The organism is Paraburkholderia sp. RL17-373-BIF-A (assembly GCF_046030175.1).
GTDB lineage: Bacteria > Pseudomonadota > Gammaproteobacteria > Burkholderiales > Burkholderiaceae > Paraburkholderia.
Window position 1 is genome coordinate 1 of sequence record NZ_JARESO010000052.1, and the last position, 19,088, is coordinate 19,088.

Here is a 19,088-nt window from a genome sequence, read left to right on the forward strand (position 1 = left end):
ACGGAAATGAAATTTCCGGTGTGGAGCAAGGCGATCTCGGCCAAAGGGACGGTTAAGGCGACGCTCGGTTCGGTGAACATTCCGGTGGTATGCGCCGGAGCGCTGGTGAATCCGGGCGATGTCGTCGTCGCGGATGAAGACGGTGTGGTGGTGGTCCCCGCGGCGTCGGCGCGGAAGGTGCTCGACAAGGCCGCGGCGCGCGAAGCCAACGAAGGCGAGAAGCGTGCGAAGCTGGCTTCGGGTGTGCTCGGCCTCGACATGTACAGCATGCGCGAACCGCTAAAACAGGCCGGGCTGCGTTACATCGATTGAGAGGCAGAGAAACCATGAGTGAGCAGATCACCTGCATCTCGTCGATGGCCACACGCCAGGTGCTCGCCGAGTTGGTCGAAGAATATGAAGGGGTATCGGGGCGGCGGGTGGCCGTCGAGTCGGTCGGCGGCGTGGCCGCGGCGCAGCGCGTCCAGCAAGGCGAGTCGTTCGATATCGTCGTGCTCGCGGCCGACGCGATCGAGCGGCTTGCAGCAGCCGGCCGGATCGAGCCGGCCAGTCGGGTCGATCTGGCTCGTTCGGGCGTGGCGATCGCGGTGGCAGCCGGCGCACCGCGGCCTGATGTCGGCACTGAAGCCGCGCTGCGAGAAACGATTCTGGCGGCGCGCAGTATCGGCTATTCGACGGGCCCGAGCGGTTCGCACCTGAGCCGTTTGTTCGAGCGCTGGGGCATTGCGGAAACGATCGCGCCGCGCGTCGTGCAGGCGCCGCCCGGCGTGCCGGTGGGTACGCTCGTCGCACGCGGGGAAGTCGAGCTGGGTTTCCAGCAGTTGAGCGAGTTGATGCATCTGCCGGGAATCGATGTCATCGGCTCGTTGCCTCACGAAGTCCAGATCGTCACGGTCTTTGCGGCTGCCATATGCACCGCATCCAGACAGAGAGATGCCGCTAAGGCAGTGCTCTCGTTTCTGGCATCCTCTGAGGCACGCTTCGCGAAGCTTCGTCACGGCATGGAGCCGGCATGACAGGGGTGACCAACTCTATCCGACGGCCGTCGGATGTCAGGCCGCGCGAGGAGTCGCCAATGCCGCCGCGACACGCTCGCGCAACGTCGGCAAAACGCTCGCGTCAAACCACGGATTGCGTTTGAACCAGGCAATGTTGCGCGGCGACGGGTGCGGCAGCGGCATGACCTGTGGGCCGAGTTCGCGCCACCGGACGAGCGTGTCCGTCAAGGTCGGCCCGAACGCCTTGCCCAGTCCGAATCGCTGCGCGTATTGCCCGACCAGCAGCGTGAGCTGGACCGAAGACATGTGCCCGAGCAACTCCTTGTGCCAGCGCTCGGCACACTCGGGCCGTGGCGGCAAATCTCCGCTCGGGCCCCGGCCCGGAAAACAGAAGCCGATGGGCACGACGGCGAATTTCGAACCGTCGTAGAACGTGGTGTCGTCGACGCCGAGCCACGCGCGCAACCGCGCACCGCTCGCGTCGCTCCATGGAACGCCGGACGCATGCACTCGCGCACCCGGCGCCTGGCCGATGATCAGAATGCGCGCCTGCTCGGATGCCGCCAGCACCGGCCGCGGGGCGTGCGGCAGCACGGGCGAGCAGAGTGTGCAGGCGCGAATCTCGCGCAGCAGGATATCGAGCGATGTGGGTTTCGTAGAGACAGTCATGCAGTCGGGCAGTACGGCTGACGGGCAGTCGAGTCGTGTGCCGGCTCAGGTCGTGGTTTGAGCCGGATAGATCAACGTGCCGTCGGGTTGAGGTTGCGCGCCCGGTGTCATCGTCGCGATGGTTGTGTGACGCGCGTCCATGATGTGCAGCACGGTTTCGTCGTGCAGCAGCAGGTAGTCCGTAATGATACGCCTGTGGCAGCGCCACCAGACCGCCTCCGCGCACATGATCGCGCAACGGCGCCGATGGCCGAGCGCGAGAAGCTGCGTCAGACCCGCGCGGAAAACGTCGCTCATCGCATAGTCCGCGTAATTGCGGAACGCTGGATGAGTCCAGTACGCATTGAGCGACGGCGCTTCGTCTTTGCGCCTGCTGCGGCGTCCACCCAGTTCGGCAAGATGCATGTAATCGATGTGCTCCGGCGCGAGCGCATCCGGTAACGTGTCTCGATTGAACTGTGGATTGGTTCGCGAGCGCGGAATGCTGCGCACATCGATCAGCGTCGCGATCTCCGCCTCTCTCAGCAGACTCACGAATTCGGGCAGTGGACGGTTGGAATGACCAATCGTGAAAAAAGGGCGGCTCATCGATGCCTCTCCGAAACCGTGGCGTCCATTTTGTGATGTGTACAGCCTGGGTTTCTAAAGGTCAACCATCCCCCGCGCTCGGAGGTTTTGCAATCCGCGGCGGCAAAGCCTGCCCGATAGGCATGAAGACGAGATGAACGATAATATGGCATTCCAGTCCTCGTGCCTCGGCGTATCGAGTACGCGGCACAGCCATCGTCCATTTCTCTTTTGCCGCCCATGTCAGACCTCAGAATCGACCGCAATGCCAAGACACTGCGCGAACTCACGCTGGACAAGCTACGCGGCGCGATAGTGCAAGGGTATTTCCGGCCAGGCGCGCGGCTCGTCGAACGCACGCTGTGCGACGAACTCGGGGTGAGCCGCACCGTCGTGCGCGAAGTGCTGCGGCATCTGGAGACGGAAGGGCTGGTCGAGATCGTCGCGCGGCAAGGGCCGATCGTTGCGCGGCTCGACCCTGAACAGGTGGGCGAAATCTACGAGCTGCGCGGGCTGCTCGAAGCCAATGCCGCGCGCGCGTGCGCCGAGCAATCGACGCCCGAACTCGTACGGCAGTTGCGCGAGATTCGCGCGGTGATCGAAGACGCGTTCGCGAAGCAGGACCTGCCGCGCGTGCTCGACTACACGGAGCGTTTCTACGAAGCGATGTTCGAGGGCGCGCAAAAGCGCGTATCGCTCGCTGTCGTCAAAACGCTGAACGCGCGCATCAACCGCTTGCGCGCGCTGACCATCGCCACGCCGGGGCGCGGCGGCGAGTCCAATCGCGAGATGAACAAGCTGCTCGACGCGATCGAGCGGCGTGACGGCGATGCGGCGTCGGCCGCGTCGGCCGCGCACATCAAGCGGACCGCCGAACTGGCGCTGAGCACGCTCGCGCAGCCAGGCGAGCCCGCCGGCGACGCCTGAGCCACATTCCACCCCGTTCACACAAAGGCCCGCCAATCGGCGGGCCTTTTGCTTTGCGGATTCCGCCGGCAAAGCGTTCTCCCCTGACAAATCCCGCCTAGACATGTTGCGCCGCACAAGCGAACACGCTTGTCCCCCATTGCCGAAAACATGCCTGAAGCGGCGTGCTTCGTATCATGGTATTCCATAACACCATTTTTCTTGGTGTGGGCCATAAGATGGAATACCATAATCTCAACGAACGACATTCACGGCCTCGGCCCCCCGTCAGGAGAACGATATGAAGCTGGAAGTGCGCAAGCTGGTCACTTACGTCGAAGAGACTTTCATTGAAGGCGGCAAGGAGGCAGCGCGGCCGTTGAAGCTGTTCGGCGCGGCGGCCGTGCTGCGTAATCCGTGGGCGGGGCGCGGCTTCGTCGAAGACTTGAAGCCCGAGATTCATGCGCTTGCGCCGCAACTGGGCGAAATGCTGACGGCGGAAGTACTGCGCGTAGCCGGTTCCGGCGATGCGGTGGAAGGCTACGGCAAGGCGGCGATCGTCGGCACGTCGGGCGAGATCGAGCACGCGTCGGCGCTGATTCACACGCTGCGCTTCGGCAACCACTATCGCAATGCGGTCGGCGCGAAAAGCTATCTGAGCTTCACGAACCTGCGCGGCGGCCCGAACTGCCCGATCTCGATTCCGCTGATGCACAAGCACGACGAAGGCATGCGCTCGCACTACCTGACCGTGCAGTTTTCGATCGTCGATGCGCCTGCTCCCGACGAACTGGTGATCGCGCTCGGCGCATCGATCGGCGGCCGCCCGCATCACCGCATTGGCGACCGTTATCAGGACCTGAAGGAGCTCGAGTCCAATGAGGCCTGAACTCGCTTCCGGGCGTGCCGTGTCGCGTGGCGAGGCCGCGGACACGAGCTATAGCATTTACACGCCGCAGTCGGAAGCAGCGCGCGCCACGGTCGTGCTGATCCACGGCGTGGGCATGAACCAGACCGTGTGGTCGCCGCAGATCGAGGCATTGACGGCGAGCTATCAGGTCGTCGTGTACGACATGCTCGGTCACGGCGACAGCGCGTTGCCGACAGCCGCGCCGACGCTCGACGAATACGCGTCGCAACTGAAAGCGCTGCTCGACACGATGCGCATCGAACGCGCGCATGTAGTCGGACATTCGATGGGCGCACTGGTCGCGCTCGAATTCGCACTCAGGCATCCGCAACGCACGCTGAGCGTCGTCGCGCTGAACGCGGTGTACGACCGCACGCCGGCGCAGCGCGAGGCCGTGATGACGCGCGCCGCGACGCTCGGCGACGTGCCGCTGGATACGGGCGTCGATGCCACGCTGTCGCGCTGGTTCGGCGATCCGGTGCCGGGTCATCTGACCCAGGCGGCGCAAGCCGTGCGCGGGTTGCTGCTGTCGGTCGATCCCGTCGGTTATGCACGCACGTACCGGCTCTTCGCCTGTTCGGACGATGCGCACGTCGGCCGTCTCGCCAGCCTCGCCGTGCCCGCGCTGTTTCTCACGGGCGAGTGCGATCCGAATTCGAGCCCGGCGATGTCGCGCGCCATGGCTGCGGCCACGCCGTTCGGCCGCGCGGAGATCATCGCCAACGAGCGGCACATGATGAACCTCACCGATCCCGAGGGCGTCAACGAGCGGCTGCTCGCGTTTCTCGCCGAAGCATCGGCAGAGGACGCGCCGCGTGAATCGATCAATGGAGAACGCCATGACTGAGCCGAAGTTTGACCAAACCGCCCAACAGACTTTCGACCTCGCCGAATTCCGCCGCGCGCTCGGCGCGTTCGTGACGGGCGTGACGGTGGTCACGACGATCCAGCCGGACGGTTCGCCGCGCGGCTTCACGGCCAACTCGTTCACGTCGGTGTCGCTCGATCCGCCGCTGATTCTCGTGTGCATCGCGAAGACCGCGTCGAGCTATGAAGTGTTTTCGCAGACACGCCACTTTGCCGTGAGCGTGCTCGCCGAAGATCAGAAGTCCGTGTCCGGCGTGTTCGCATCGAAAGCGGCGGACAAGTTCGCGCAAGTCGCATGGCAGACGCGTGCAACAGGCGCGCCCGTGGTGAACGATGCGGCCGCGACTTTCGACTGCACGACGCATGACGTTGTCGATGCCGGCGATCACATCATTCTGATCGGACGTGTAGTCGACTTTCTTCATACCAGCTCGTCGCCGCTCGGTTACTGCCGGGGCGCGTATGTGAACTTCAGCCTGTCGCAGGATGCATTGGCTGCCGCCGGATCGCGCGCGCAAGTGGGCGCGATTCTCGAACATCGCGATGGACTCGTGCTGCTGGATACGCCCAAAGGCTTGCAGTTGCCAACGGGCATCAAGCTCGAACCCGCGAGCGACGCGGCAAGCCTGCGCGGCGTGCTGGCGAAGCTCGGCCTCGAAGCGCATCTCGACTTTATCTTTGCCGTATTCGAAGCGGGCAGCGGGCCGGCGTCGAGTGTACAAATCTATTATCGCGGCCGCGTGATCGACAGCGGCGCGGCGTGGATGGACAGCACGATCCGCATCGTCCCGTTGGCGCAGATTCCGTGGAACGAACTGCGCGACGACGCGGTGCGCTCCATGCTCGAACGCTATGTGCGCGAACGCAGCGAAGACGCGTTCGGCATCTACGTCGGCGACACGGAAGCCGGCAAGGTGCAGACACTCGCGCTTGCGCATTGAGGACACCACGGATCAATCCGCCGACAAATCCTGCTGCGCACGATGCGCAGCCGCAGCATGGGACCGGAGTCAGTGCTAAAGCACGAACGCCGGTCGACACGGGAGGGGAATCATCATGAAGTTTTCGTTGTTCCTGCATATGGAGCGGTACGACAACACGACGTCGCATCGCGAACTGTTCGATCAGATGACCGAGCTCGTGCAGCTCGCCGAGCGCGGTGGTTTCGAAACAGCGTGGATCGGCGAGCATCACGCGATGGAATTCACGATCGCGCCGAATCCTTTCGTCAATCTGTCGTATCTGGCCGCGAAGACGCAACGCATTCGTCTGGGCACGGGCACGGTGATCGCGCCGTTCTGGCATCCGATCGCGCTGGCGGGCGAGGCCGGGATGGTCGATGTCGCGAGCAACGGCCGGCTCGATCTGGGCATCGCGCGCGGCGCATATTCGTTCGAATACGAGCGCCTGTTGCCGGGCCTCGACGCGATGGGCGCCGGTGCGCGCATGCGCGAACTGGTGCCCGCGTTGCGCAAACTCTTCAAGGGCGACTACGCGCATCAGGGCGAGTTCTGGTCATGGCCTTCGACGACGCCCGTGCCGCGTCCCATCCAGCAACCCAATCCGCCGATGTGGCTCGCCGCGCGCGATCCGAACTCGCATGCGTTCGCCATCGCTAACGGCTGCAATGTGCAAGTGACGTCGCTGGCCCAGGGCGACGCCGAGGTCGTGAGCCTGATGGAGCGCTTCAACGCCGCGTGCGCAGCGCATCCGGACGTGCCGCGTCCGCAGGTGATGATGCTGATGCACACGTTCGTCGGCGCGAATGCCGCCGAAGTGGACGACGCGGTGGAAGACCTCGCGCGCTTTTATCGCTACTTCAGCAAATGGTTCAAGAACGAGCGGCCGGTCGAGCAGGGCTTCATCGAGCCGCTGACGGATGCCGACGTCGCGATGTTCCCGCAGTACTCGCCCGAAGCGATTCGCAAGAACCTCGTGATCGGCGAGCCGAAGCAGGTGATCGCGCGCATCAAGGGTTACGAGGAACTTGGCTACGACCAGTACAGCTTCTGGCTCGACAGCCATATGAGCTTCGAGCGCAAGCGCAAGTCGCTGGAGCTGTTCATTTCCGACGTGATGCCCGCGTTCGACGCGCGCTGATGCGCACGCCTTTGTTAACTCCACGGAGTGGCTGACATGGTCCAGCGGTTCCAGCAATACATCGACGGTGCGTTCGAAGATGCGCGCGAGCATTTCGACAGCGTCGATCCATCGACGGGCGACGTGTGGGCGAGCATGCCGGCCGCCAGCGCGGACGACGTCGACCGCGCGGTAAAGGCGGCGCATCGCGCGCTCAACAATTCCGCATGGGCGAATCTGACGGCTAGTGCGCGCGGCAAGCTGCTGTACAAGCTCGCCGATCTCGTCGCCCAACATGCGCCGCGGCTTGCGGAACTCGAAACTCAGGACACGGGCAAGATCATCCGCGAGACGCGCAGCCAGATCGGCTATGTCGCCGAGTACTACCGCTATTACGCGGGCCTCGCGGACAAGATTCAGGGCGCGTGGCTGCCGGTCGACAAACCCGATATGGAAGTCACGCTGCGGCGCGAGCCGGTGGGCGTGGTCGCGGGCATCGTGCCGTGGAATTCGCAACTGTTCCTGTCGGCGGTGAAGGTCGGTCCCGCGCTCGCTGCGGGTTGCACGATCGTGCTCAAGGCGTCGGAGGACGGTCCCGCGCCGTTGCTCGAATTCGCGCGGCTCGTGCACGAAGCGGGCTTTCCGAAAGGCGTCGTCAATATCGTGACCGGCTTCGGCAACGATTGCGGGCGCACGCTGACGAGTCATCCGCTCGTGTCGCGTATCGCCTTTACGGGCGGCCCGGAAACGGCGCGTCACGTGGTGCGCAATTCGGCGGAGAACCTTGCGGCGATGTCGCTGGAACTCGGCGGCAAGTCACCCGTGCTGGTGTTCGACGACGCCGATCTCGACAGCGCCTGCAACGCCGTCATCGCCGGTATTTTCGCGGCGACGGGGCAAAGCTGTGTGGCGGGTTCGCGCCTAGTCGTGCAGCGCGGTATTCACGATGCGCTGATCGAGCGGCTCGTGACGAAGGCGCAAGCGATTCGCATCGGCAATCCGCAGGATATGGCCACCGAGATGGGACCGCTCGCCACGCGTCGTCAACTTGAACACATCGAAAAGGTGCTGCGCGCGAGCGTCGAAGCAGGTGGAAGCATTGTCACTGGTGGCAAGCAACCGGACGGCATCGCCCAAGGCAATTACTTTTTGCCGACCATCGTCGATTGCGCGAGTGCGCAAGTGCCGAGCGTGGTGGAAGAACTGTTCGGACCGGTGCTGAGCGTCGTCACGTTCGACACGGAAGCCGACGCCATCGCGCTTGCCAACGACACGCGTTACGGCCTCGCATCAGGCGTGTTCACGCGCGACCTGACGCGCGCGCACCGGCTCACGCGCGCGCTGCGCGCCGGCATCGTGTGGGTCAACACGTATCGCGCGGTGTCGCCGATCGTGCCGTTCGGCGGCTACGGCTTGTCCGGCCTCGGCCGGGAAGGCGGCCTGGAAGCGGTGCTCGAATACACGCGCACGAAGTCGGTGTGGATCCGCACGTCGGACGAACCGATCGCCGATCCGTTCGTGATGCGCTGAGCCACCAACACGAGAAACCGGGAGCCAGCATGTTCTACGAAATCCGCACCTACCGCATCAAGACGGGCGCCGTGCCCGCCTATCTGAAACTCGTGGAGGAAGAGGGCATCGAGTTGCAGAAGCGCTATCTGGGTCAACTGGTCGGCTACTTCTTTTCGGAGATCGGACCACAGAACCAGATCGTGCATATCTGGGCCTATCCGAGTCTCGACGAACGCGAACGCCGCCGTGCCGCGCTCGCTGAAGATCGCGCGTGGCAGGCCTTCGCGCCGAAGATTCAGGCGCTGATGGAAGAGATGGAAAACAAGATCATGAAGCCAGCGCGTTTTTCGCCGCTTGCCTGAGAGAGCCGGCTACCGGCCGCCGTACACGTTGCCACGATACAAACCGACATTCTTGGAGACACACATGAGCAGCAGAACCACCTCCTCAATCGCGCCGCTGATCGCGTTCTGCGCGGCGACGCTCGCGGCGGCGCCGGCACTGGCCGCGGACCCCATCGTCTTCACGAGCTGGGGCGGCACCACGCAGTCGTCGCAACAGAAGAACTGGGCGCAGCCGTTCACGCAAGCCACGGGCGTCAACGTGCTGATGGACGGTCCGACCGACTACGGCAAGCTCAAGGCGATGGTCGACAGCGGCAACGTGAACTGGGATGTAGTGGATGTCGAAGGCGATTTCGCATATGCCGCGCAGCAGGCAGGACTGATCGAGCCGATCGACTATTCCATCGTCAAGAAAGACGATCTGGACCCGCGCTTCGCGACATCGGATGCGGTGGGCAGCTTCTACTACTCGTTCGTGCTCGGCTACAACAAGGCGAAGTACACCGCCGCGCAGCCGACCACGTGGGCCGATCTGTTCGATACGAAGAAATTCCCCGGCAAGCGCACGTTCTATAAATGGTCGGCGCCCGGCGTGCTCGAAATCGCGCTGCTCGCCGATGGCGTGCCGCCCAGCAAGCTCTATCCGCTCGACCTCGACCGCGCGTTCAAGAAGCTCGACACGATCAAGGGCGATATCGTCTGGTGGAGCGGCGGCGCGCAATCGCAGCAACTGCTCGCTTCGGGCGAAGCGCCTATCGGCATGTTCTGGAATGGGCGTTTGCATGCGCTCGAACAGACCGGCGTACCGGTCGGCATCTCGTGGAACCAGAACCTGACAGCCGCCGACATGCTGGTGATTCCGAAGGGCGCGAAGCACAAGGCCGAAGCCATGAAGTACCTCGCCGCCGCGACGAGCGCGCAGGCGCAAGCAAAGTTCGCGACGGATACCGGCTATGCGCCGATCAACGTGAAGTCGGCCGCACTGATGTCGCCCGCCATCGCGAAGACGTTGCCCGATCAGTACAAGAGCTCGCAGATCAATCTCGACATGAAGTACTGGGCCGAGAACCGCGATGCGATCGCCAAGCGCTGGTATGCGTGGCAGTCGAAATAAGCGCGCGGCACGTGAGCGTCGCATAGCAATCGGAGTGGATGGGAGACACCATGCCTAATGTTCTGAGTACCGTCGCGCATCCGCCCGCGACGGCCACGCGCCGGCGGCGCGACTGGCGCAGCATCCGCCTGCTCGTGCCCGCGCTGCTGCTGCTTGTGATCTTCTTTCTGCTGCCGGTGCTGTCGCTGCTGTTGCGCAGCGTCCTCGAACCGACGCCGGGGCTGAACAATTACGCGCAACTGCTTGGCTCGACCACCTATCTGCGGGTGTTCGGCAATACGTTTCTGGTGGCGACGGTCGTGACGGCGGCGACGCTCGCGATCGGCTTTCCGACCGCATGGCTGCTCGCCATCGCGCCGCGCAAGCTGAGTTCGCTGCTGTTCGCGATCCTGCTGCTGTCGATGTGGACCAACCTGCTGGCGCGCACCTTCGCCTGGATGGTGCTGCTGCAGCAGACTGGACCGATCAACCGTCTGCTGATGGCGCTCGGCGTGATCAGCGAGCCGCTGACGCTCGTCAACAACCTGATCGGCGTGACCATCGGCATGACGTACATCATGCTGCCGTTCCTCGTGATGCCGCTGCACGCGACGCTGCGCGGCATCGATCCGTCGACCTTGCGTGCCGCCACAATCTGCGGCGCGAGCCGCTGGCAAGCATTCTGGCGCGTGCTGGTGCCGCTCGCGATGCCGGGCATCGCCTCGGGCGCGTTGATGGTGTTCGTGATGGCGCTCGGCTATTTCGTCACGCCCGCGCTGCTCGGTGGCGCGTCATACATGATGCTCGCGGAACTGATCGCCCAGCTCGTGCAGCAGCTGCTGAACTGGGGCCTCGCAGGTGCGGCCGCCTTCGTGCTGCTCGCCGTGACGCTGGCGCTGTACACGCTGCAACTGCGCTTCACGGGCAGTGCGCGCGCCAATCCGGGAGGCCGCTGAGATGCAACGACCCCCACGCTCATTAACTTCGCTGCTCCCCGAGGTGGCGTCAGCCTCCCTTGCGGCGGCCCGGAGGGAGGACTGACATGTTGCTCGATTTCGATCGTCTGGGCGCGCTGCGCTATATGTTGCTTGCCATCGGCGCCGCCGTCGCGCTCTTTCTTCTGCTGCCGATCGTGTTCATCGTCGCACTGTCGTTCGGCGATTCGCAGTGGCTGATCTTTCCACCGCCGGGTTGGACGCTGGAGTGGTATCGCCAGCTTTTCACCGACGCGGGCTGGATCGATTCGCTGCTGACAAGCGCGAAGCTCGCGGCAATCGTCACGGTGCTGTCGGTGTTGATCGGCTTTCTTGCTTCACTGGCGCTCGTGCGCGGCCGGTTTCGCGGACTCAATGCCGTGCAGGCGTTCTTTCTCACGCCGATGGTGTTGCCGGTCGTCGTGCTGGCCGTCGCGCTGTACGCGTTCTTTCTTCGCATCGGCCTGAACGGCACGATGACGGGCTTCGTGATCGGCCATCTGATCATCGCGTTGCCGTTCTCGATCATCTCGATCAGCAACTCGCTGTCGAGTTTCGACACGGCGCTCGAAGACGCGGCGCTGATCTGCGGCGCGTCGCCGCTGGAAGTGAAACTGCGCGTCACGTTGCCCGCGATCCGGCTCGGCCTGTTCGCCGCCGCGATCTTCTCGTTCCTCGCGTCGTGGGACGAAGTGGTGGTGTCGATCTTCATGTCGAGCCCGACCTTGCAGACGCTGCCCGTGCGAATCTGGGCAACGCTGCGGCAGGACCTGACGCCCGTCGTGGCGGCGGCGTCTTCGCTGCTCGTCGGATTGACGACCGTATTGATGTTGGCGGGCGCCATGCTGCGCCGCGCACGATAACCGAGGTGAATCAGCCATGACTGCCGCATTCCTGCAAATCCAGCGCCTGCGCAAGACCTACGACGACGTCGTCGCCATCGACCAAGTATCGCTCGATGTGCGCAAAGGCGAGTTCATGACTTTTCTCGGACCGTCCGGTTCGGGCAAGAGCACCACGCTGTATATCGTCGCGGGCTTTCAGGAGCCGAGCGAAGGGCGCGTGCTGCTCGACGGCAAGCCGCTGCTCTCCGTCGCGCCCAACAAGCGCCACATCGGCATGGTGTTTCAGCGCTATACGCTGTTTCCGCATCTGACGGTGGGCGAGAACATTGCATTCCCGTTGCGCGTGCGCCGCCGTCCTGATGCCGAAGTGAAGGCCAAGGTTGAACAGATGCTGAAGCTCGTGCATCTGTCCGAGTGCCGCGACCGGATGCCCGCGCAATTGTCGGGCGGACAGCAGCAGCGCGTCGCGATTGCCCGCGCGCTCGCCTACGATCCGCCCGTGCTGCTGATGGACGAACCGCTCTCCGCGCTCGACAAGAAACTGCGCGAGGAAATCCAGCTCGAACTGCGCCGCATTCATCAAGAGACGGGCGTCACGATTCTCTATGTGACGCACGATCAGGAAGAGGCGTTGCGGTTGTCGGATCGCATCGCCGTGTTCAACAAGGGGCGCATCGAGCAGGTCGGCACGGGCGAGGAACTGTATGGGAATCCGGCGTCGCGTTTCGTCGCGAGCTTTATCGGCAATTCCAATTTCCTGCCGGTGCGTGTGACGTCGAGCAACGACGGCCGGATGAACGGCGTGTTCCCGAACGGCCATACGGTGAGTTCGGGCAGCTTCAATCCGGTGCTCACGGCAGGCGACGAAGGCACGCTGATGATTCGCCCGGAGCAGATGCGTATTCAGGCACAGCGCGACGCAAGTGGTGCGGCGGGTCTACCGGTCACCGTGCGCGACATCACGTATCTCGGCGACGCGATGCATTACGCCGTCGCGACGCCCTGGCAACAGGAAATTTCGATTCGCATGCCGGCGGGACATCGCCATGACAGCGGCTTGTCGATCGGCACGCAGGCGCTCGTCGATTGGGACACGCGCGATGTGCGGCTGTTCGCGCAGGCGTGAGCACGGTCATGCACAATATGAGTGACGCTCTGCCTTCGCTGAAAGTCGAACGCCGCACCACGACGTTGCGCGAACTCGCGCTCGAGAAAATGCGCACGGCGATTCTGGAGGCGCATTTTCGTCCGGGCGAACGGCTGGTCGAGCGTTCGCTGTGTGAGGAACTGGGCGTGAGCCGCACCGTCGTGCGTGAAGTTCTACGGCATCTGGAGACGGAAGGCCTGGTCGATTCGATCCCGAACCAGGGGCCGATCGTTGCGAGGCTGGATGCCGAGACGGCCGCCGAGATCTACGAAATTCGCGCGCTGCTGGAAGGCGATGCGGCGATGGCTTGCGCGCAGCGCGCGGATGAAACGGTGATTGCGCTGCTGGCCGAGTGCATCACACGAATCCAGCAGGCATTCGAAGCGCACGCGCACCAGACGGTGCGTGAGCTAACCACCATGTTTTATGAGGCCATGTTCCATGGTGGCGGCAAGCGAGTGTCGTGGGAAATCGTGCAAACGCTCAATGCGCGGATCAACCGTTTGCGCGCGATGACAATCGCCTCCGACGACCGCGGCCGCCAGGCCGTGGAGGAGATGAACCGCATTCTCGATGCGATCCGCGCCCGCGACGCGCAGCGAGCGCGCGATGCGGCCACCGCTCATGTGGCCCGGGTCGCGGATATTGCGGCGGAATTACTGCAGCAGGCGGTTGGCGAGACGTCGGTTTGATGGATGAGCTCAGTGCCCGTGCCGCTCTTCGACCGCGACCGCCGTCTGTTTCGATTGCCGGCTCAGCATCAGCGTGACGACGGCGGACACGGCCAGCGTGGCGCCCACTACGTACAGGCCCGCTGAGTATCCACCCGTCACGTTCTTGAGCCAGCCGATCACGAACGGACCCACGAAGCCGCCCAGATTGCCGACCGAGTTGATCATCGCGATGCCCGCGGCCGCGCCAGCGCCTGACAGGAACATGCTGGGCATCGCCCACAACGGCGCCTTGGCCGCACTGATGCCGATGTTCACGATCACGAGCGCCAGAATGATCATCAGCGCCGTCGTCGCACCACCGGCGAAGACGAAGCCGAGGCATGCCACGACGCACGGAATGACGACGTGCCACGTGCGCTCTTCGGTACGGTCCGAGTGTTTCGCCCACAGGATCATGGCCACCACCGCGAGGACACTCGGCACGCCGGCCAGCAGACCGGTTTCGAACGACCCGAAGCCATACTGGCGAATGATCAGCGGTGCCCACAAGCCGAGCGTATACAGCCCCGCCGAGGTGCCGAAGTAGATCAGTGCGAGCGCAAGCACACGCGGATCGCGCAGGGCGCTCAGCGCGCCGGCCGTGTGGCCCGCATGGGACTGCTTCGCCTCCGCTTCCATCTTCATCTTCGCGATCAGCCATTCGCGTTCTTCCGGTTGAAGCCAATGCGCTTTCGCCGGTGTGTCCGTCAGGTACTTCAACACGAAGAAGCCGAGAATGATCGCGGGCACCGCTTCGAGGATGTAGAGCATCTGCCAGTCGGCAAGTCCGGCGATCGGAGGCAGCTTCATGATCGCGCCGGACAGCGGCGAGCCGATTGCGGTGGAGATCGGCGCGGCCGCCATGAACCATGCCGCCGCGACCGCGCGTTGCCGCGACGGGAACCACAGGCTCAGATACAGGATGATGCCGGGGAAGAAGCCCGCTTCGGCGATACCCAGAATAAAGCGCAGCGCGTAGAAGCTGTTCGGCCCGACCACGAACGCCGACGCGAACGAGACGATCCCCCACGACACCATCACGCGGGCAATCCAGCGGCGCGCGCCGACCTTGTGAAGAATCAGGTTCGACGGCACTTCGAACAGGAAATAGCCGATGAAGAACAAGCCGCCGCCGAGACCGAACGCGGTCGGCGAAAGGCCGATGGCCTTGTTCATCGAGAGCGCGGCGAAACCCACGTTGACGCGGTCGAGAAAGCTCACGAAATACAGCAGCATCACAAACGGGATGATCCGCAACATGAGCTTGCGGGAAACCCGGCTTTCGAGTTCGGAAATCATTGTCTCCTCCTGGGAGGTATCGAGCAGTGCTCTATTCAGAAACGGAGTGGGAGTGCGGTGCGCGCCGCGGCCGTCGAGTGCGGCTCTTGTCTTGTCCGGCGCGTCTACACCTTTAAAACGTGGTGGACCAAAGTCACATGCGATGCCTCAGGGAATCTGCGCGATGCGCAGCAGGTTGGTGGTGCCTGGCGTGCCGAACGGCATGCCGGCCGAGATGACGACCGTTTGTCCCGGTTCGCCGAACCCTTCGGTGCGCACGGTCTCGCAGGCAAGGTCGCTCACTTCGAGTGCGTCGACGACCTCCTTGCACAGCACGGGATGGACGCCCCACACCAGCGCGAGGCGGCGCGCCGTGCCCTGTTGCGGCGTCATGCCGACGATCGGCGCGCAGGGCCGCTCGCGCGCCATGCGCAGCGCGGAATAGCCGGAGCTCGTGTAGGCAACGGTTGCGACCGCGTCGAGCAGCCCGGTGACGTGCCGCATCGCGTAGCCGATCGCGTCCGACATATTCGCGCGGGGTGCCGCGTGCGATGCCGCGATGACTTCGCGGTAGTACGGATCGCGTTCGGTCTGCGAGATGATCGAGTCCATCATTCGCACGGCTTCCACGGGGTATTTGCCGCTTGCCGATTCCGCTGACAGCATCACGGCGTCGGCGCCGTCGTAGATGGCGGTGGCTACATCCGACGCTTCGGCGCGCGTCGGCACCGGCGCGGCGACCATCGATTCGAGCATCTGCGTCGCCACGATGACGGGCTTGCCCGCCTTGCGGCATGCGCGGACGATGCGCTTCTGGATCGCCGGCACCTGTTCGGCCGGCATCTCGACGCCGAGATCGCCACGCGCGACCATCACGGCATCCGCTTCCTCGACGATCGCGTCGAGGCTCTGGATCGCCGCCGGCTTTTCGAGCTTCGCCACAATGCCGACGCGCTCGCCGACGATTTTGCGAACCTCGATGATGTCTTCGACGCGTTGCACGAAAGAGAGCGCGAGCCAGTCGATGCCCAGCGTCATGCCGAACTCGAGATCGCGCTGGTCCTTTTCCGTCATTGCGGACAGCGGCAAAACGACGTCCGGAACGTTGACACCCTTGCGCTCGGACAGTGGACCGCCCACGACGACCGTCGTTTCGGCGAAATCGGGACCGCAGCGTTCGACCCGCAACTGGACCCGGCCATCGTCGAGCAGCAGATTCGTGTGTGGCTTGAGCGCCGCGAAGATTTCCGGATGCGGCAGCGAGACACGGGTGTTGCCGCCGGGCGTTTGCGCGTCGAGATCGAGTCGAAACGCGGCGCCTTTCTCCAGCACGATCGGGCCGTTCGCGAATGTGCCGATCCGCAGCTTCGGACCTTGCAGGTCGAGCAGTACGCCGACCGGGCGGCCCGCGTCCTTTTCTATCGAGCGGATGATGTTCAGACGTCGTTGGTGATCGTCATGTGTGCCGTGGCTGAAGTTCAGCCGAAACACATCGGCCCCCGCGTTGAACAGCGCTTCGATGGTGTCGCGGCTGGTGCTCGCCGGCCCCAGCGTCGCGACGATTTTGGCATTACGGTTGCGGCGCATCTTTATCGACTCCCTGAAAGATCGCCGTGCTGAGCGGCAATGAAAATGGCACGAAAGTCGTTGACGTTGGTCAGCGTCGGCCCGGTGATGACCGAGTCGCCCAGTGCCTGGAAAAAGCCGTGCGCGTCGTTGTTTTCGAGTCGCTCGGCGGGACGGATGCCGCGCTCGCGCGCCCGCTTTAACGTGTCCGGCCGCAGCAGTGCGCCGGCGATTTCTTCCTGGCCGTCCACGCCGTCGGTGTCGCCCGCGATGGCGAACACGCCGGGCTCGCCATTCAGCGCGACGCCGAGCGACAGCAGGAATTCGACATTGCGTCCGCCGCGGCCGTCGCCGCGAATCGTGACGGTCGTTTCGCTGCCGGAGAGGAGAATGCAGGGCGCCTGGAAGGGCTGGCCGCGGCGGCTCACCTGTCTGGCGATGCCGGCCATGACGGCGCCGACGTCGCGGGCTTCGCCTTCGATGGCGTCGCTGAGAATGTGGACGTCGATGCCGGCTGCGCGCGACTGGCTCGCCGCGGCTTCGAGCGCGAGTTGGGGCGTCGCGATCAGATGGGTCTTGATGCAGGGCAGATGTGGATCGTCAGGCTTCAGCGTTTCCGTACTGCCGTTTTCGAGCAGTGCGATTGCCGCGGGCGACGCGCAGATCTCATAGCGCCGTAAGACCGCGAGCGCATCCGCGCACGTCGTCGTGTCGGGTACGGTCGGGCCGGAGGCGATGTCGCTGGCGGCGTCGGCGGGCACGTCCGAGATGATCAGGTTGACCACGCGCGCCCGATGGCAGGCCGCCGCGAGCCGGCCGCCCTTGATCGCCGAGAGATGCCGGCGCACGCAATTCATTTCGGAAATCGTCGCACCGCTCGCGAGCAGTGCCTGGCTGATTTCCTGTTTGTCCTGCAGCGTCAGGCCTTCGGCCGGAAGCGGGAGCAGGGCGGAGCCGCCGCCTGAGATCAGGCAGATGACGAGGTCGTCGGCGGTCAGGTCCGAGACGAGTTCCAGCATGCGTGTGGCCGCCGCGAGGCCGTTCTCGTCCGGCACGGGATGCGCGGCCTCGACGATTTGGATGTGTTCGCACGGCACCGCGTATCCGTAGCGTGTGACGACAAGACCTTCGAGGCGGCCGGTCCAGTGATCTTCGACCGCTCTTGCCATCGCCGCCGACGCCTTGCCCGCACCGACGACGATCGTGCGGCCGCGCGGCGCCTTGGGAAGGAAATCGGGAACACGCAGCGCGGGTTGTGCCGTTGCTATCGCGGCGTCGAACATGTCCTGCAGCAGGCGGTCGACGTCGAGTTCGCTGGTGGCATCGCGGCTGGCCGGCTGCTTGAGTTGGGCGGCGGTTCTCATTTGCGTGCTCGCACAGAAAGGGACCGCCCTTGCTTGAAGGAAGTGGACATGGTGTCGGATACCTTGTATTTGCCGTGCGCGGGACGAGCCGGGTCACGGCCGCCGCTTGGCGGGCCGTGCAGACCAGGCTCCAGCGGAGCCGCTGATGAGGCTTAGGCCGCGTTCGCTGCGGGCGCTGCGGCTTTCTCGATGAACGCGCAAACAGCAGCCGTTACTTGCGCCGTGGTTGCCGTGCCGCCGAGGTCGCGGGTGTGAAGGGAGGTGTCCGCAGTTACCGCTTCGACGGCTTGCATCACGCGCTTTGCCGCGTCGGCTTCGCCCAGGTGTTCGAGCAGCATGACGACCGACCAGAAGGTGCCGACCGGATTGGCGAGTCCCTTGCCCATGATGTCGAATGCGGAACCGTGGATCGGCTCGAACATCGACGGAAAGCGGTGTTCCGGATCGATGTTGCCCGTCGGCGCGATGCCCAGGCTGCCGGCGAGAGCGGCGGCGAGGTCGCTGAGAATGTCGGCGTGCAGATTGGTGGCGACGATCGTGTCGAGACTCGCGGGGCGATTGATCATGCGCGCGGTCGATGCATCCACCAGTTCCTTGTCCCATGTGACGTCCGGGAACTCCTTCGAGACTTCGAGTGCGATCTCGTCCCACATCACCATCGCATGACGCTGGGCGTTGCTCTTCGTGATCACGGTCAGCAGTTTGCGCGGACGGGATTGCGCGAGACGGAACGCGAATCGCATGATCCGCTCGACACCGGCGCGCGTCAGGATCGACACGTCGGTCGCGGCTTCGATCGGATGGCCCTGATGGACTCGGCCGCCCACGCCGGAATATTCGCCTTCCGAGTTTTCGCGGACGATGACCCAGTTCAGGTCTTCCGGCTTGCAGCGCTTCAGCGGCCCGTCGATGCCCGGCAGGATGCGGGTCGGACGGACGTTCGCGTACTGGTCGAAGCCCTGGCAGATCTTCAGACGCAGACCCCACAGCGTGATGTGATCGGCAATGTCCGGATCGCCGGCCGAGCCGAACAGGATCGCGTCCTTGTCGCGGATGGCGTCGAGCCCGTCGGCCGGCATCATGACGCCGTGCTCGCGATAGTAGTCGCCGCCCCAGTCGAAGTTTTCGAATTCGAATGCGAACGACCGGGTCGTCTTTGCGAGTGCTTCGAGAACTTGCGCGCCGGCCGGTACGACTTCCTTGCCGATGCCGTCGCCGGGGATGGTTGCGATGCGATAGGTCTTCATGTCTCCGTC

20 protein-coding genes are annotated in these 19,088 nt (G+C 64.2%); 14 read left to right on the forward strand and 6 right to left on the reverse strand.

Features of this window, described 5'->3' with window-relative positions:
• Positions 1 to 312, forward strand: a 312-nt coding sequence (locus tag P0D80_RS38140) for an RraA family protein (RefSeq protein ID WP_459252769.1), incomplete at its 5' end; no start/stop codon positions are given.
• A 14-nt stretch (positions 313 to 326) separates the two neighbouring features.
• Entirely contained in the window at positions 327 to 1,016 is a 690-nt protein-coding gene (locus P0D80_RS38145) for a substrate-binding domain-containing protein (protein WP_408291547.1), read from the forward strand.
• A 36-nt stretch (positions 1,017 to 1,052) separates the two neighbouring features.
• Here P0D80_RS38145 and P0D80_RS38150 read toward each other — a convergent pair whose 3' ends face one another.
• Positions 1,053 to 1,667, reverse strand: coding sequence for a uracil-DNA glycosylase family protein (locus tag P0D80_RS38150; protein WP_408291550.1), 615 nt, complete (start codon positions 1,665 to 1,667; stop codon positions 1,053 to 1,055).
• Positions 1,668 to 1,712: 45 nt separating this feature from the next.
• Positions 1,713 to 2,255 (reverse strand): DUF488 domain-containing protein, encoded by a 543-nt coding sequence (locus tag P0D80_RS38155; protein ID WP_408291552.1) that lies wholly within the window; start codon positions 2,253 to 2,255, stop codon positions 1,713 to 1,715.
• Positions 2,256 to 2,474: 219 nt separating this feature from the next.
• Between P0D80_RS38155 and P0D80_RS38160 the strand changes: the two genes are divergently transcribed.
• The 12 genes from P0D80_RS38160 to P0D80_RS38215 all read left to right on the forward strand — a co-directional run bounded on the left by P0D80_RS38160 (position 2,475) and on the right by P0D80_RS38215 (position 13,603).
• Positions 2,475 to 3,161 carry a GntR family transcriptional regulator gene (locus P0D80_RS38160; protein WP_408175281.1) on the forward strand — a complete coding sequence of 229 codons (687 nt, stop codon included), beginning with the start codon at positions 2,475 to 2,477 and terminating at the stop codon, positions 3,159 to 3,161.
• Positions 3,162 to 3,441: 280 nt separating this feature from the next.
• A complete protein-coding gene (locus P0D80_RS38165) occupies positions 3,442 to 4,029 on the forward strand; it encodes an amino acid synthesis family protein (RefSeq protein WP_408291554.1) in 588 nt (195 codons plus the stop codon).
• A complete protein-coding gene (locus P0D80_RS38170; protein WP_408291556.1) occupies positions 4,019 to 4,897 on the forward strand; it encodes an alpha/beta fold hydrolase in 879 nt (292 codons plus the stop codon). The genes P0D80_RS38165 and P0D80_RS38170 overlap by 11 nt, the downstream gene beginning before the upstream one ends.
• Positions 4,890 to 5,858 (forward strand): flavin reductase, encoded by a 969-nt coding sequence (locus tag P0D80_RS38175; RefSeq protein WP_408175276.1) that lies wholly within the window; start codon positions 4,890 to 4,892, stop codon positions 5,856 to 5,858. Before P0D80_RS38170 ends, P0D80_RS38175 begins: the two co-directional genes overlap by 8 nt.
• A gap of 115 nt (positions 5,859 to 5,973) precedes the next feature.
• A complete protein-coding gene (locus P0D80_RS38180; RefSeq protein WP_408291559.1) occupies positions 5,974 to 7,017 on the forward strand; it encodes an LLM class flavin-dependent oxidoreductase in 1,044 nt (347 codons plus the stop codon).
• A 36-nt stretch (positions 7,018 to 7,053) separates the two neighbouring features.
• Positions 7,054 to 8,526 (forward strand): aldehyde dehydrogenase, encoded by a 1,473-nt coding sequence (locus P0D80_RS38185; RefSeq protein ID WP_408291561.1) that lies wholly within the window; start codon positions 7,054 to 7,056, stop codon positions 8,524 to 8,526.
• A 29-nt stretch (positions 8,527 to 8,555) separates the two neighbouring features.
• Entirely contained in the window at positions 8,556 to 8,870 is a 315-nt protein-coding gene (locus tag P0D80_RS38190; protein WP_408175272.1) for an NIPSNAP family protein, read from the forward strand.
• Positions 8,871 to 8,934: 64 nt separating this feature from the next.
• Positions 8,935 to 9,966 carry an ABC transporter substrate-binding protein gene (locus P0D80_RS38195; protein ID WP_408291563.1) on the forward strand — a complete coding sequence of 344 codons (1,032 nt, stop codon included), beginning with the start codon at positions 8,935 to 8,937 and terminating at the stop codon, positions 9,964 to 9,966.
• Positions 9,967 to 10,016: 50 nt separating this feature from the next.
• Positions 10,017 to 10,901, forward strand: a complete 885-nt coding sequence (locus P0D80_RS38200) for an ABC transporter permease (protein ID WP_408291565.1) — start codon at positions 10,017 to 10,019, stop codon at positions 10,899 to 10,901.
• A gap of 86 nt (positions 10,902 to 10,987) precedes the next feature.
• The gene (locus P0D80_RS38205; RefSeq protein WP_408175268.1) at positions 10,988 to 11,782 is read left to right on the forward strand and encodes an ABC transporter permease; all 795 of its coding nucleotides are present in this window, start codon (positions 10,988 to 10,990) and stop codon (positions 11,780 to 11,782) included.
• Between the two features lie 16 nt (positions 11,783 to 11,798).
• Complete coding sequence (locus P0D80_RS38210; protein ID WP_408291567.1) at positions 11,799 to 12,890, forward strand: ABC transporter ATP-binding protein; 1,092 nt, start codon at positions 11,799 to 11,801, stop codon at positions 12,888 to 12,890.
• A 17-nt stretch (positions 12,891 to 12,907) separates the two neighbouring features.
• Positions 12,908 to 13,603 (forward strand): GntR family transcriptional regulator, encoded by a 696-nt coding sequence (locus P0D80_RS38215; RefSeq protein WP_408291569.1) that lies wholly within the window; start codon positions 12,908 to 12,910, stop codon positions 13,601 to 13,603.
• Positions 13,604 to 13,612: 9 nt separating this feature from the next.
• On the opposite strand, the gene P0D80_RS38220 is transcribed toward P0D80_RS38215, so the two are convergent.
• From P0D80_RS38220 to P0D80_RS38235, 4 genes are all read right to left on the reverse strand, one after another.
• Complete coding sequence (locus P0D80_RS38220; RefSeq protein WP_408175264.1) at positions 13,613 to 14,923, reverse strand: MFS transporter; 1,311 nt, start codon at positions 14,921 to 14,923, stop codon at positions 13,613 to 13,615.
• Between the two features lie 147 nt (positions 14,924 to 15,070).
• Positions 15,071 to 16,489 (reverse strand): pyruvate kinase, encoded by a 1,419-nt coding sequence (gene pyk, locus P0D80_RS38225; RefSeq protein ID WP_408291571.1) that lies wholly within the window; start codon positions 16,487 to 16,489, stop codon positions 15,071 to 15,073.
• A 2-nt stretch (positions 16,490 to 16,491) separates the two neighbouring features.
• Positions 16,492 to 17,832, reverse strand: a complete 1,341-nt coding sequence (locus P0D80_RS38230; protein ID WP_408291573.1) for a glycerate kinase type-2 family protein — start codon at positions 17,830 to 17,832, stop codon at positions 16,492 to 16,494.
• A gap of 152 nt (positions 17,833 to 17,984) precedes the next feature.
• A complete protein-coding gene (locus P0D80_RS38235) occupies positions 17,985 to 19,079 on the reverse strand; it encodes a tartrate dehydrogenase (RefSeq protein WP_132378330.1) in 1,095 nt (364 codons plus the stop codon).
• Positions 19,080 to 19,088 lie beyond the last annotated feature (9 nt).

What these genes read in the sequence shown, in the direction of transcription:
- P0D80_RS38145 (WP_408291547.1), top strand. Translation starts at nt 327, where the DNA reads ATGAGTGAGCAGATCACCTGCATCTCGTCGATGGCCACACGCCAGGTG.
- P0D80_RS38150 (WP_408291550.1), bottom strand. Translation starts at nt 1,667, where the DNA reads ATGACTGTCTCTACGAAACCCACATCGCTCGATATCCTGCTGCGCGAG.
- P0D80_RS38155 (WP_408291552.1), bottom strand. Translation starts at nt 2,255, where the DNA reads ATGAGCCGCCCTTTTTTCACGATTGGTCATTCCAACCGTCCACTGCCC.
- P0D80_RS38160 (WP_408175281.1), top strand. Translation starts at nt 2,475, where the DNA reads ATGTCAGACCTCAGAATCGACCGCAATGCCAAGACACTGCGCGAACTC.
- P0D80_RS38165 (WP_408291554.1), top strand. Translation starts at nt 3,442, where the DNA reads ATGAAGCTGGAAGTGCGCAAGCTGGTCACTTACGTCGAAGAGACTTTC.
- P0D80_RS38170 (WP_408291556.1), top strand. Translation starts at nt 4,019, where the DNA reads ATGAGGCCTGAACTCGCTTCCGGGCGTGCCGTGTCGCGTGGCGAGGCC.
- P0D80_RS38175 (WP_408175276.1), top strand. Translation starts at nt 4,890, where the DNA reads ATGACTGAGCCGAAGTTTGACCAAACCGCCCAACAGACTTTCGACCTC.
- P0D80_RS38180 (WP_408291559.1), top strand. Translation starts at nt 5,974, where the DNA reads ATGAAGTTTTCGTTGTTCCTGCATATGGAGCGGTACGACAACACGACG.
- P0D80_RS38185 (WP_408291561.1), top strand. Translation starts at nt 7,054, where the DNA reads ATGGTCCAGCGGTTCCAGCAATACATCGACGGTGCGTTCGAAGATGCG.
- P0D80_RS38190 (WP_408175272.1), top strand. Translation starts at nt 8,556, where the DNA reads ATGTTCTACGAAATCCGCACCTACCGCATCAAGACGGGCGCCGTGCCC.
- P0D80_RS38195 (WP_408291563.1), top strand. Translation starts at nt 8,935, where the DNA reads ATGAGCAGCAGAACCACCTCCTCAATCGCGCCGCTGATCGCGTTCTGC.
- P0D80_RS38200 (WP_408291565.1), top strand. Translation starts at nt 10,017, where the DNA reads ATGCCTAATGTTCTGAGTACCGTCGCGCATCCGCCCGCGACGGCCACG.
- P0D80_RS38205 (WP_408175268.1), top strand. Translation starts at nt 10,988, where the DNA reads ATGTTGCTCGATTTCGATCGTCTGGGCGCGCTGCGCTATATGTTGCTT.
- P0D80_RS38210 (WP_408291567.1), top strand. Translation starts at nt 11,799, where the DNA reads ATGACTGCCGCATTCCTGCAAATCCAGCGCCTGCGCAAGACCTACGAC.
- P0D80_RS38215 (WP_408291569.1), top strand. Translation starts at nt 12,908, where the DNA reads ATGAGTGACGCTCTGCCTTCGCTGAAAGTCGAACGCCGCACCACGACG.
- P0D80_RS38220 (WP_408175264.1), bottom strand. Translation starts at nt 14,923, where the DNA reads ATGATTTCCGAACTCGAAAGCCGGGTTTCCCGCAAGCTCATGTTGCGG.
- pyk (WP_408291571.1), bottom strand. Translation starts at nt 16,489, where the DNA reads ATGCGCCGCAACCGTAATGCCAAAATCGTCGCGACGCTGGGGCCGGCG.
- P0D80_RS38230 (WP_408291573.1), bottom strand. Translation starts at nt 17,832, where the DNA reads ATGAGAACCGCCGCCCAACTCAAGCAGCCGGCCAGCCGCGATGCCACC.
- P0D80_RS38235 (WP_132378330.1), bottom strand. Translation starts at nt 19,079, where the DNA reads ATGAAGACCTATCGCATCGCAACCATCCCCGGCGACGGCATCGGCAAG.